This window comes from Bacteroidota bacterium (assembly GCA_016213405.1).
Lineage (GTDB): Bacteria > Bacteroidota > Bacteroidia > Palsa-948 > Palsa-948 > Palsa-948.
The window spans coordinates 1-12,325 of sequence record JACRAM010000079.1; the positions used below are offsets into that span (position 1 = coordinate 1).

Annotated in this window: 12 protein-coding genes; 5 read left to right on the plus strand and 7 right to left on the minus strand. The window is 40.7% G+C overall.

Features of this window, described 5'->3' with window-relative positions; all coding sequences use genetic code 11:
• The first annotated feature begins 212 nt into the window (after positions 1–212).
• The 3 genes from HY841_10000 to HY841_10010 all read left to right on the plus strand — a co-directional run bounded on the left by HY841_10000 (position 213) and on the right by HY841_10010 (position 1,530).
• Complete coding sequence (locus HY841_10000; protein MBI4931084.1) at positions 213–479, plus strand: hypothetical protein; 267 nt, start codon at positions 213–215, stop codon at positions 477–479.
• Positions 476–757 carry a hypothetical protein gene (locus HY841_10005; protein MBI4931085.1) on the plus strand — a complete coding sequence of 94 codons (282 nt, stop codon included), beginning with the start codon at positions 476–478 and terminating at the stop codon, positions 755–757. The genes HY841_10000 and HY841_10005 overlap by 4 nt, the downstream gene beginning before the upstream one ends.
• A 77-nt stretch (positions 758–834) precedes the next feature.
• On the plus strand, positions 835–1,530 hold the full coding sequence (locus tag HY841_10010; protein MBI4931086.1) for a hypothetical protein: 696 nt from the start codon (positions 835–837) through the stop codon (positions 1,528–1,530).
• Positions 1,531–1,657: 127 nt separating this feature from the next.
• Here HY841_10010 and prfB read toward each other — a convergent pair.
• Positions 1,658–2,750 (minus strand): peptide chain release factor 2 gene (gene prfB, locus HY841_10015; protein MBI4931087.1). Its coding sequence is split into 2 segments (ribosomal slippage): positions 1,658–2,686 and positions 2,688–2,750, totalling 1,092 coding nucleotides; the frame shifts between segments, so codons are not numbered across the junction.
• A 443-nt stretch (positions 2,751–3,193) separates the two neighbouring features.
• Here prfB and HY841_10020 point away from each other — a divergent pair.
• The gene (locus HY841_10020) at positions 3,194–5,272 is read left to right on the plus strand and encodes a tetratricopeptide repeat protein (GenBank protein MBI4931088.1); all 2,079 of its coding nucleotides are present in this window, start codon (positions 3,194–3,196) and stop codon (positions 5,270–5,272) included.
• Between the two features lie 53 nt (positions 5,273–5,325).
• Here HY841_10020 and HY841_10025 read toward each other — a convergent pair whose 3' ends face one another.
• The 3 genes from HY841_10025 to HY841_10035 are packed head-to-tail and all read right to left on the minus strand — an operon-like array spanning position 5,326 to position 7,805.
• The gene (locus tag HY841_10025) at positions 5,326–5,829 is read right to left on the minus strand and encodes a PepSY-like domain-containing protein (protein MBI4931089.1); all 504 of its coding nucleotides are present in this window, start codon (positions 5,827–5,829) and stop codon (positions 5,326–5,328) included.
• Positions 5,830–5,871: 42 nt separating this feature from the next.
• A complete protein-coding gene (locus HY841_10030; GenBank protein MBI4931090.1) occupies positions 5,872–7,131 on the minus strand; it encodes a HAMP domain-containing histidine kinase in 1,260 nt (419 codons plus the stop codon).
• Complete coding sequence (locus HY841_10035) at positions 7,128–7,805, minus strand: response regulator transcription factor (protein ID MBI4931091.1); 678 nt, start codon at positions 7,803–7,805, stop codon at positions 7,128–7,130. Before HY841_10035 ends, HY841_10030 begins: the two co-directional genes overlap by 4 nt.
• 428 nt (positions 7,806–8,233) lie before the next feature.
• Here HY841_10035 and HY841_10040 point away from each other — a divergent pair, with 428 nt between their 5' ends.
• Positions 8,234–9,244, plus strand: a complete 1,011-nt coding sequence (locus HY841_10040; protein ID MBI4931092.1) for a hypothetical protein — start codon at positions 8,234–8,236, stop codon at positions 9,242–9,244.
• 115 nt (positions 9,245–9,359) lie between these two features.
• On the opposite strand, the gene HY841_10045 is transcribed toward HY841_10040, so the two are convergent.
• From HY841_10045 to HY841_10055, 3 genes are read right to left on the minus strand one after another with little or no spacing between them, the layout of a single operon-like run.
• The gene (locus tag HY841_10045) at positions 9,360–11,306 is read right to left on the minus strand and encodes a T9SS type A sorting domain-containing protein (protein ID MBI4931093.1); all 1,947 of its coding nucleotides are present in this window, start codon (positions 11,304–11,306) and stop codon (positions 9,360–9,362) included.
• 12 nt (positions 11,307–11,318) lie between these two features.
• Positions 11,319–11,804, minus strand: a complete 486-nt coding sequence (locus HY841_10050; GenBank protein MBI4931094.1) for a hypothetical protein — start codon at positions 11,802–11,804, stop codon at positions 11,319–11,321.
• Between the two features lie 15 nt (positions 11,805–11,819).
• A complete protein-coding gene (locus HY841_10055) occupies positions 11,820–12,323 on the minus strand; it encodes a hypothetical protein (GenBank protein ID MBI4931095.1) in 504 nt (167 codons plus the stop codon).
• Positions 12,324–12,325: the final 2 nt, after the last annotated feature.

Sequence of the window (12,325 nt, forward strand, 5' to 3'; positions counted from 1 at the left end):
ACCTATCTCAATTCCTCTGCGGTTCTCTGCGTAAATCTCCGCGCTCTCTGCGGTTACTGTATTTTTTAACAGCCTTTACCGCAGAGTTCGCAAAGAAACAGCCCGCAGAGAACGCTGAGAAGTGCAAAATGTCGTACACCCATTTTTATCCCTCCACCTGCCTGCATTTTGTAAAGTGAACTTTACGCAACTGTGTTTTACCTTGCACTCAAATGAGCAGGGTGTTAAACAAAAGAGCAAAAGCGTACACTGCGTTTTTAAATGAACGGGTGCGGATGTGGGTCATAAAATCAGAAACAGGAAACAGCGAACTGGCAAAAGCCATTGGGGTTTCGCGCCCATGTATTATTAATTTCAAAAAGGCGCAAAACGATTTAGACCATCCGCATTTGCTTGCGCTGGGATTTGCACTGGGAAAAACCTATTACCAGATTACTTTTATCAGCGAAGAAGATAAAAAACAATTAGACAATAAATGACGAATAACAATCCAAGCATGAACTGGCAAGGAACGAGGGACGAAAGACAAGGGACAAGGGACAACTTAAACAACCGAAGCATCAACTGTAACAACCGAAGCATCAACTGTAGCAACCGAAGCATCATCCGTAACAACCGAAGCATCATCTGTAACAACCGAAGCATCATCTGTAACAACCGAAGCATCATCTGCGATAACCGAAGCATCATCCGTAACAACCGAAGCATCAACTGTAGCAACCGAAGCATCATCCGTAGCATCCCATCCATAAACTGAAGCGAATCATCAAAAAAAACAAAAAAATAAACCTTCAACCTTCAACCTGTAACCTATAACCTCTAACCTTTATTATTATGCCAACAGCAAAAGTAAACAAGACCATTTTTATCGAATTACCCGTTCAGGCAAAAATCATCTATGCAAGAGACCGCGTGGTGAACATGACGGGCAACGCAAACTTTGTAACGCCTGTTCCCTCGCTGGCAACCGTTACCACCGTAACCAACACGCTTGAAACAGCCGAACTGGCTGCCGAAGGCGGAGGTCCTGCCCAAACAGTAGCCCGCGATGCGGCATTATTGGTGTGGGACAATACCATGCGCTCGCTCGCTAATTATGTAGACAGCATTGCGCTGGGCGATACGGTGAAAATCACCAGCGCGGGTTTCACTCCTACTGATACAGCGCGCACGGCACACCTTGCGCCTGCCAAACCAACAGGTCAAAAATTTATTCACACGGATGAAAGCGGTGCGGTTATCTTTACCTGCAACGCGGTGCCCGATGCCGAAAGTTATGTGGCGGTGCTCTCCACCGACCCTGCTATTCCGGTAACTACTGTTGGCACCCAGCTTATTATCGGGGGCAGCGCATCGGGTCCCGGTCCCATTCCCATCGGTTCGCCCTTCATTGTGATTGATGCGAGCAAGGATCGCAAAAAAACCATTCGCGGGCTGCCCAGCGGAAATCGCATTTATGCGAAAATGTATTGCTTCAACGCTGCCGGCAGAGGGTTGGACAGTGATGTGATTTTTGTTATGGTGGGATAGAATGCAGAAGTTCCAAATTCCAAATTCCAAGTCCCAAGAAATACAACATTGGCTGTTCCTTGGAATTTGGTGCTTGGTACTTGGGACTTCAACTTGGAGTTTGAAACTTGTGACTTGGGGCTTTCCCTTAATTCTTCCCCCCAAACTCCATCAGATATTTTTTAATGAACTCATCCAGATTCCCGTCCAGAACTCCCTGCGCGTTGGATGTTTCGTAATCCGTGCGCAAATCCTTCACCAGTTTGTACGGATGCAAAACATAGTTGCGGATTTGCGAGCCCCACTCAATTTTTTTCTTGTTGGCTTCCACCGCATCCGATTTTTCCCTGCGCTTGCGCAGCTCCACTTCATAGAGTTGGCTCTTCAGCATCTTCAGCGCGCGTTCACGGTTTGCCAGTTGCGAGCGCTCCACCTGGCACACCACCACAATTCCTGACGGAACGTGTTTCATCTGCACTTTCGTTTCCACTTTATTTACATTCTGCCCGCCAGCGCCTCCCGAGCGCGAGGTTTGAATTTCCAGGTCAGATTCTTTCACTTCAATTTCAATCGAGTCATCCACCAGCGGATACACATATACCGAAGCAAACGAAGTGTGCCTGCGTGCGTTTGAATCAAACGGAGAAATCCTCACCAGGCGGTGAACTCCATTCTCTCCTTTCAGATATCCGTAAGAAAAATCTCCGTCAAACTGAAGCGTAACCGATTTCACTCCCGCAATATCGCCTGTCTGCCTGTCTTGTTCCGTAACTTTGTATCCGTTCTTTTCTCCCCACATCATATACATGCGCATGAGCATGCCCGCCCAGTCGCAGCTTTCTGTTCCGCCCGCGCCCGAATTTATCTGAAGCACCGCGCTGAGCGCGTCTTCTTTTTCCCCCAGCATGTTTTTGAATTCAAGTTCTTCCACCGATTTAAGCGTGAACGTAAATTGCTTGTCCACATCTTTTTCAGTTGCTTCGTTCTGCTTGTAGAAATCAAAAAGCACTTCCACATCATCAACGTGCCTGCACACCTGAGAAAAAGAATGAGTCCAGAACTTCTTCTGCTTTATCTCACGCAGAATCTCTTCGGCTTTTTTCGGATGGTTCCAGAAATCGGGGTTGTGCGTCTTTGACTCCAGTTCAGCAATCTCCATGGAAAGTTTCTCCACGTCAAAGATGCCTCCTTAACGCTTCCCTGCGGTCTTTCAAATCTCTGAGTTGTTCAGTGGTGATCATATAGAAGGTTAAAAAGGTAAGCAAAGATAATCTTTCCCCCTTGATGATGGGGCGACACAAAGTGCGGGGGATAGAATACAGAAGTTCCAAATTCCAAATTCCAAGGGAACAGCCGATGCCGGCTGCTTCTTGGGACTTGAGACTTGGAGCTTGAAACTTGAGACTTGTGACTTGGGCGTTCCCTCGATGACTCGGGCGGGCTAGGAGTTTATCCCGCCACTTTGGGCGGGACTGCAATCTTTGGTGTTTGTCATTCTGAGTGAAACGAAGAATCTATTTCGCCAAAGGATTTCCGCTGCTATCCCTAACGCAAAAAAATTACATTTGTGTTCCGCTATCCCCATGAAAAATCTTTTTCAAATATTCTTTTTCTTTTTTTCTTAATTCGATTGTTCGTTATTTGATGTTCCTTATTCCCCTATACCTTATACCTTATACCTCTCTTGCTCAGCAAAACAAAATCGACTCTCTCACAAAAGTTATCTCGTCCCTCGTCTCTCGTCTCTCGTCCCTCGTCCCTTGCTGTTGATACCTCCCGCGTAAACACCCTCAACTCCCTCGCATGGCTTCTTCAGCACAGCGAGCCCGGCAAAGGAATTGATTATGCGGAACAGGCATTGAAACTTGCAACGCAACTTAATTTCAAATCCGGAATTGCAAATGCCTTTCATGCGCTCGGTTCGATAAAAGCGAATGTGGGCGACTATGACAAAGCGCTCGATTATTTTGCAAAAGATTTATCCATCTCAACAGAGCTTGGCGATAAACAAGGAATGGGAACTTCGCTGAACAGCATCGGCAACATTCACGCACAGCGTGGTGATTATGACAAGGCGCTTGATTTTTATTTCAGGTCAGTGGCGATAAAAGAAGAACTCGGAGATAAGAAAGGGCTGGCTTCCGCCTATGGAAACGTGGGCAACATCCATTTTCTCAAAGGAGATAACGACAAGGCGCTGGAGTTTTATCTGAAGGACTTAAAGCTGTTTCAGGAACTCGGAAGTAAAAAAGGAATGGCAGATTCTTACAATAACATGGGTCTCGTTTACGCGCAGAAGCGTGATTTTTCCAAAGCGCTCGAATATTATTTTAAGGATTTGGAAATCACAAAAGAGCTTGGCGATAAACAGGGCGAAGCCGATTCTTACGGGAACATTGGAATTATATCAGTGGAACAAGGCGATTTCAATAAAGCGCTGGTGTATTACCTGAAGTCGTTTGACATTCGAAAAGAACTAGGAGACAAACAGGGAATGTCTGATTCATACAACAGCATTGGGAGTTTGTACCTGAAACAAAATCGTTTGAAGGATGCAAAAGAATATCAGCTGAAGTCGCTTGGCTTAGCAAAAGAGATAAACGCCAAGCCCGCCATGATGAGCGCGTATATTGCTCTTTCTGTCTGCGATTCCGCTATGGAAAACTTCAAAGAAGCATACCAGTATCACAAATTGTATTCTCAGATAAAAGACAGTGTGTTCAACGAAGAAAGCAATTTGCAGATGACCGAAATGCAAACGAGGTATGAAACAGAGAAAAAACAAAAAGAAATCGAACTTCTTAATAAAGAAAAAGAAAACCAGGAAGCGCTCACTGCTTCAGAAAGCAAACGGCAAAAAATAATTTTATTGTTTGTGTTTTGCGGATTAGTTGTTTCGCTTGTCTTTGCATTCATTCTTTTCAGGGGATATAAGCAAAAACAAAAAATCAATATCGCGCTGGAAGAAAAAAATAAAATCATTGAAGAAAAAAACAAAGACATAACCGCCAGCATTAACTATGCACGAAGAATCCAGACGGCTATGCTGGTTGACAGGGAGGAAATTGCCACACAGCTTAATGATTTTTTCATTCTTTACAAACCCAAAGATATTGTGAGCGGAGATTTTTATTATTACGCGGAAGCAAAGAATAAAATCATCATCGGGGCGGTGGATTGCACCGGGCATGGAGTGCCCGGAGCTTTCATGAGCATGATAGGAAATGACGCGCTCAATGAAATTATTAAGGGAAAAGAAATATCTACCCCTTCAGAAATCCTGCGCAAACTTCACGACAGTGTGCGGACTGCTCTTAAGCAGGATTCTTCATCTAAAACCGATACGAAAGACGGAATGGACTTAGCTCTTTGCGCACTTGATTTGCAAACCAACACACTTGAATTTGCCGGAGCATTCAGGAATCTGTTTATTACAAGAAGTGCAACCAAAACCATGGAAGAAATAAAAGCCGATAAGCAATCCATTGGCGGAGAAAAGTCAGACGAGCAGAAGACTTTCACTAATCATACCATCCAATTAAATAAAGGTGATGCCTTTTATATTTTTACAGACGGCTATACCGACCAGTTCGGTGGCGACCATGGTAAAAAATTCATGGTGAAGCGAATGATGGATTTGATCCTTTCTGTTCAGGATAAAAATATGCGCGAGCAGGAAATGATTTTTGACTGTACCCTTGAAGAATGGAAAAACAAACGTGAACAGGTAGACGATATTCTGCTCATTGGTGTTCGTGTATAAATAAAAACCCCCTTTGAGTTTTTCAAAAGGGGTTTCTGAGTAAAAGATATTATTTATTTCTTCTCATCCTTTTCGTCATCATCATCTTTCTGCTCAACTACTTTCTTCATGAAGGTTCCGTTTGCATCAAAGATCAAATCGCCAGCTTTTACTTCTGCTTCGTAAGTAGTTGTATTTTCTGAGTCAACAATTTTTGATGCCTCTTTGATTTTTTCTCCTGCATAATTTTTTGAAACATAGTCAGAAACTCCTTTTGGCAGAGCCGAAATATCAATTTCAGTTTCTGTCTCCAACAGGTTTCCGCTTGCGTCAAACAAGCAGGAAGTTTCTACTTTGTTCACATCGAATTCTGCTTCGTAGTTGGCATCTTCTTTTCCCCATTTCACTTTTGTTACGTTGGGATAAAGTTTGGCAAAACTTGCTTTTACTGCAGCGGGAGCATCATCACCGCTAAAAGCAAATGCAGATACTGAGAAGATTCCGAGTAGAATTGCTGCTAAGATTAGTTTTTTCATTGTGATTTTGTTTTTTAGTGTTTGTGTTAGTTTGTTTTTCATAATACAAAGGTGCGGTATGATTCTGAAGACATTTTGGATTTTTCAGAAAGAAACAGAAACAGTATGCATTCCCGCTGCATAGGAATAGTTTATTTTATAATGATACGTGTCGCAGATTTGTTTTACGATAGAAAGCCCAAGTCCGACAGATTCTGATGATGAAGTTCCCTTTTGAAATCGTTCAAACAGTTTTTCGCCCGGAATGTCAAGCGGGTTTCCTGAATTGGAAACAGTGAGCGTATTACTTTTTAGGTCAATGATTGTTTTTCCTCCATGGATGTTGTGCTTGATGGCATTTCCGATAATGTTTGAAATCAAAATGTCAGCTAACTGAGCGTTCATCTTAAGTGCAACTCCCTTTCTTTCGGATAGGGCAGGGAAGAGGTGAAGATGCTTGAACGCAATCATGTCTTCAAACTGCTCCAGTTTTTTCTCTATAATATTTTTCAAATCAATTTGCTGTTCTTCCTGGAACTGGCGGTTCTCAATTTTTGCAAGGAGCAGAAGTGATTGATTAAGTTTAGACAATCGGTTGGTGCTTTCGTATACATCCTGAATCATCTTCATTTGTTCCTGAGGGATGTTTTCTGACTGTATCATCAGTTCGAGTTTAGCTCGGATGATGGCAAGCGGTGTTTGAATTTCGTGAGAAGCATTTTCGGTGAACTCCTTCAGATTCCGGTAGTCGCTTTGCATTTTTTCTGTCATCTTTTTTATTTCTTCGTTCAGCATTTTGAATTCTGAAATGGTGGTTGGCGAAAAGTTCAGCGTTTCCTTTTTTCCCAGATCAAATTTTCTCAGTCCGTCAAGTGTTTTGTAAAATGGTTTCCACATTTCTTTTGAAAGCCACCAGTTGAGCAGGAATAAAACAATCAGCAGTATCCCCGCTACGATGCCTAATGAGTTTGCCACGCTTTCAATCAGGTCGTCCGATTCAACAATGGGTTTTCCTGCTATGGCGGTGAAGAGTCCTTCATTCGTTTTTACAGAAAATATAAGTTCGCGGTAGGGTAATTCTTCTTCTTCGTATGAACTGTAAAAAAATGTATCTCTTAGTTCATCTTTCACCGTAATATCTGCCGGGGTGAAGAGGAGCAACTCGCTTCCGACAGAAGGTTGGGCAGGCAGCACTCCGTTTTTTCTTACATAGTCAAGCACTTGTTGCTGCGTTTGTTCCAGATTTTCAGAAATATTTTCATCAATGATAGTGCGAAGAGAGAAATAAAATATGATTCCGCCAATGGTAAAGAGGAGCAATGTCATAGAGAGATAGAGGATGGTTGTTTTGGTGAGCAACTTCATTGCGCGGAAAATTTGTATCCCATTCCGTAAACTGATTTAATGTAATCATCTCCTCCGGCATCTGTTATTTTTTTGCGGAGGTTTTTTATGTGCGAGTAAATGAAGTCAAATGAATCTGCCATGTCCATTTCGTCTCCCCAGATGTGTTCGGCAATGGATTCTTTGGTCACTACTCTGTTTTTGTTGGAGAGGAAGAACAAAAGCAGGTCAAATTCTTTTTTGGTGAGTGTTGTTATTTTTCCATTCACAAAAACTTCCTGCTTATCGGGAATGATTTTCAGTTTTTCAAAAACTATTTCATTGCTTCCTTCAAAGTTTCTCCTTCGGAGAACGGAATTGAGGCGGGAGTTGAGTTCTGCCAGATGAAAGGGTTTGGTGATATAGTCATCTGCGCCTAAATCCAACCCGACAATTTTATCATCAAGAGAGTTTTTAGCCGAGATGATGATGATACCTGTTTTGGAATTGTTCTTCTTTAAGGTTTTCACAATGTCAAGTCCGCTTCCGCCCGGCAGACCGATGTCAATGAGTGCGCAATCGTATTTATACAGGGAGACTTTTTCATCGCCTGAGGAGAAATTTTTCACCCATTCGCAAACGTGCCCTTCCTTTTTCAGAAAAGCAAGAACCGATTCGCCAAGTGCGGTTTCGTCTTCTACCAATAATATCTTCACGCAGTAAAGATAAAGAAATGATTCTGGAGGGATTTTGGAGGTTATTTTGTTTGGGATGGGTTGCCCCTTTTTTCCCCTCTCCCTTTGTTGAGCTACGCTCACAACCTACGGTTGTCCCAAAGTGGAGGGAATGTTTTCGAAATAGAATATTTATGTTTCGATTGAAAGTATTGATGTTTTGATGGAAGATATTATGTTTTCGATAGAGAATATTGGCTTTGAGATTGTGAATTGGAGCGTTCAGATTAGGAATTGGAGCGTTCAGATTAGGAATTGGAGCGTTCAGATTGGGAATTGGAGCGTTGGGATTGTAAATTGGAGCGTTGGGATTGTGAATATTGCCTTTCCGATTACGAATATTGGCTTTCCGATCACCGTTTGGCGCGGTGTTTGTTAATGTTCTATCCTAATCAAAAAAACTATTGAACATGGCACTTACAGAACCTCGTCCGAAACCGGAATATAGCTGCACGCAGCAGGAACTTTATCAGATTTGTTTGCTGATATGGTTTTCTTATCTTGAAAATGTGGCTGACTTTGCAGCTGAGAACACGAATTATGATGTGGCTTTTGGGAATGCGAACATCGCTGCTGTGAAGGCGGCAAAGGCGATGCCTGATTTTCAACAGCGGGATGAGGCGAGTGAAACGCTCGGGGTTGAGTTGAAGGAGGGGGCTGATGAGTGCCTTATCAAATGGCAGAGTTTGGAGGGGTATATTAAAAAGGGTTTTAAGGAAAAACTTTGGAAGACGAAATTGGAGGGCGCGGGCAGTACGCATTATGAGAAGGCGGGTGAGAATAATTGGGAGGAAGTAAGTGCGCTGATGGAGGCGGGGAAAAAATTTATTGCAGATAATGGGGCTACGTTGACGAGCCCGGGTGGAATGCCTTCGGGATTTGCGGGGGCAACGGGTTTGTTTGAAACAGCGAGGACTACTTTTGATGGTTTGTTTGAGCAGTTTAAGGATGCGCAGCAGGATAATGAGGAGCAGGGGGATGCGAAGGTGAAGGCGAACAATGCTTTGGATAAGGCGGTGGCTTTGCTGGATGAGGATGGTCAGAAAATTTATAGGAAGAATGGGGCGAAGCGTGAGCGTTTTACTTTTTCGAGTGTGAAGGAATTGGTGAGTGGTGCGGGTGCGAGTACGAAGACGGTTGTGATTGCTGCGGGGACGAGTGAAACGGTGACGGGCGTGAGGGCTAATTCTCCGATTACGAATATTTCTGAAACTGCGGTGCGTGTGTGTTCGGGGAGCAGTCCTTGTGCTGTGCCTCCACCTGTACCTCCTTTGCCTGCTACGCGTGCTACGAATGTGGTTTTGAATCCGGATGATGTGATTGCGAATACGTTTGGTTCAACGATTACGTTTACGAATGGGGATGGGGTGAATGGGGATGGGGTGAATGGGGCGGAGGTGACGGTGCGGGTGACGAGTTAGGAAGCCAAAGCCCATCCTAAATCCTTCCCGAAGGGAAGGACTTGTTGGACTAAAAAATTAAAAGGCGTTCTGGATTTTCGGAACGCCTTTTTGTTTTGCCCGCTTACTGTTATAATTACTGAATGATAATTTTTTCAGTAAATAGATTTTCTTTGCTTATTATTTTTATGAAGTAGATACCTTTTGATTTATCGGATAAATCAATTGTTAATTGTTGATTGACTATTGATGATTGATATACTTTTTCTCCGAGGGGGTTGTAGATTTCTAAATGGTAGTTAACATCTCCTAATTCATCTTGCTCTGGGATTTGAATGGTGAATTTGCCGTTAGATGGATTTGGGGCAATTGATGCGTTAATAATTCGTGTTGAATCAATAATATTATCATTCTCGTATTCATCTTCATACTCATATTCTGTCTCTCCATCCATTGTTCTCATAGGAGTACAAGGGGTTGGGGGCGGTATAGAAACAACAGCATTAGGTTCAATACTGAATATTGAATTAGGCGTAACAGCGACAATATCACCTGCCTGAAAAGTGAAATCAGCACCTGATTTTACAACTAAACCAGGGCATGTTGGACTGCTGAGTGTAATAATTGTTGAAGACCTTAACACTATTGAATTATTTGGTTGATAATTGCCTGCTGGCCAATAGTCTCCACATAAATCAGTAAGAGAAAAATAACAATATACTTCTCCACCGGGAATTCCTATGGTCGCTCCACTAACAGGATTTAAGGTCTGTCTGACGCTTTGTTTTGCAAGCCAGAAATTTCTAAACTTACCATAGAAATCAGGTCCGGTAATAGTGCATCCAGAAGATCCACCTGATAATGCACCAATTACTCTCTGGTTAAAATTATAAAATGGTGAACCAGAAGATCCCTTCTCAGTTACACCATTTGTCCAAAAAACTCTATAGCGTGTAGCAAAATTACCTACGGTCAGGAAATTTGCACGGGATATTTTTTTGTCATCACCTTTCGGATGATGAATACCATAATATTGGGCTTGAAAAGGTATTTGAACTGACGTAGACCAGCCGGAATAATAAACATTAAAGTGAGGTGGTGGTTTTGCATTCATCTTCAACAATGCTTGATCCAATACATAACTATCAGCAATAAATTGAGCACCTTGTACAGGATGTTCATAATGATAACAAATGGAAGGGGGAGCACTACAATTGGGACGAGAGTAGTTAAAAAAGAAAGTAAGAGAAGTTAAATCCATTAAAGCACCACCTCCAGTACTACCTTCATGTATGCAATGATTAGCTGTATAAAAAACAGGGTCAAGGAAATTTTTATTAGAATGTGTTTGATTTAACAATGTACCCGTACATTGACCTTCTTCCCCAATCATCATGAATACTGATCTTACAAGTTTATCCTGCACGCCAGAAGGAACAGAATATGGAATACAATAAACTTCATCATTGCATGATAATGCATCATTTCCAAAAAAACATCCAAATCCTTGAGGATTTGTAGGTTCAATTGTCTTTATATTTTCCATAGGGTTAATAAATCCATATGTAATGCTTTCAATTAAAAGAATAGATAAGTTATTAATTGAATCTGGTTGAAAGTAAACTAATGTAATAAAATCAGAGGGCAATAAGCTCCAAAAATATTTACCATGTTGCTGATTATTATATTCTGTTAATGGATTGTCTATTAAATCATGTTGTTCATTGTAAGCATATAAAACCGCACCATTTATTAAAGAAAAATTTTTAAACTTCACACCAATAGTATTTGCTCCAGAAGATTTTATTTTCAAACAAAATAATTTTCCATTGTTTGGTACATTAAAAAAAGTAGCAACATTGAAAAAATTAATTTCAATCGGTATTTTGACGCCATATCTATAGGTTTTATAATTTTTTATAGAATCAAAATCAATGTTAGGGGCAGGAACAGTAATGGTATTAATAGTGTTCCAATTACTATCCAATGTATTATATATTTCAGAATTAATTGTTGGTTGTCCGTATAAGTGAATTATAAAGCAATTAATTATACTAAAAAATGAGATGATTTTCTTTTTCATTTTTAAAAATATTTAAAATGAGTAACCAATACTTATACCTCCCCATATATAAAACAGACCCAACAAATATGCTCTTCCATTATCTACTTCAATAAGGGGTGTATAATTCATTCGAAACAAAAAATGATTTTTTATGTATTTATAACCAATTTGACCAGAAATAAATGGATTTATAATAAATTCATCGTACAGTGAATAATCTGAATTTAATGTAGTGCCAATACCAAGTTCCATGTGATGAATTTTGTTTTTCGATAAGCTTCTATTGTAATTAAATAATATGGGTAAAGTAAATTCAGTTTTCGGGTCTTTATATAAAGCAAAACCTATGCGCATAGAAAAATTATTTTTATAAGAATCCCATATATTTCTTTCATAGTTTAAAGAATAACTTAATCCGTTACCTCCCAATTCAAGAAATACATTATTTTTTTTTAATAATGAATCGCTACTATTTCTCGCAGAAGACATTATGGTAAATGAGATAAGTATAATCAAAAACAAATATTTCATTTAAATACTCTTAACAATAAATTTTACAGTATATCCTTGCGGCAGTTTTGGGACTAATACCCAATTCCAACTCATTTGTAGTTTCTTACAAATACCACATTCATTTACACCTATTGTATATATATACATTTTTTCGTCATCATTTTTTTGCACTTCCCGAATAAACTGAACATCACATCCCCCCTCTGTATACTTGCCTAGTAATGTATATGTGTTAAAATCAATTGGAGTAACAACCTCACTACTGCATTGTGGGTTATAGAATAAATCGGATGTGTCAATCCATGATTTGTAAACGCTGTCGTTATCAATTACAAATTCATCAACCATTGGATATGATAAGGATTGCCCTAACTTGAAACAATTACTACTAATACGAAATTCTGATGCTATGATACCTAAGTGTTCATCTTCATTACTACTTCTTAGACATGGTTTCACGCAGCCAGTAAAATGAAAATACAAGCATAGCGAAAAAAATATCAAGCAAAGAAGTTTCATCATTT

Excerpts from the sequence above, each read along its gene's own strand:
- HY841_10000 (MBI4931084.1), top strand. The coding sequence starts at position 213 with ATGAGCAGGGTGTTAAACAAAAGAGCAAAAGCGTACACTGCGTTTTTA.
- HY841_10005 (MBI4931085.1), top strand. The coding sequence starts at position 476 with ATGACGAATAACAATCCAAGCATGAACTGGCAAGGAACGAGGGACGAA.
- HY841_10010 (MBI4931086.1), top strand. The coding sequence starts at position 835 with ATGCCAACAGCAAAAGTAAACAAGACCATTTTTATCGAATTACCCGTT.
- HY841_10025 (MBI4931089.1), bottom strand. The coding sequence starts at position 5,829 with ATGAAAAACAAACTAACACAAACACTAAAAAACAAAATCACAATGAAA.
- HY841_10030 (MBI4931090.1), bottom strand. The coding sequence starts at position 7,131 with ATGAAGTTGCTCACCAAAACAACCATCCTCTATCTCTCTATGACATTG.
- HY841_10040 (MBI4931092.1), top strand. The coding sequence starts at position 8,234 with ATGGCACTTACAGAACCTCGTCCGAAACCGGAATATAGCTGCACGCAG.
- HY841_10045 (MBI4931093.1), bottom strand. The coding sequence starts at position 11,306 with ATGAAAAAGAAAATCATCTCATTTTTTAGTATAATTAATTGCTTTATA.
- HY841_10055 (MBI4931095.1), bottom strand. The coding sequence starts at position 12,323 with ATGATGAAACTTCTTTGCTTGATATTTTTTTCGCTATGCTTGTATTTT.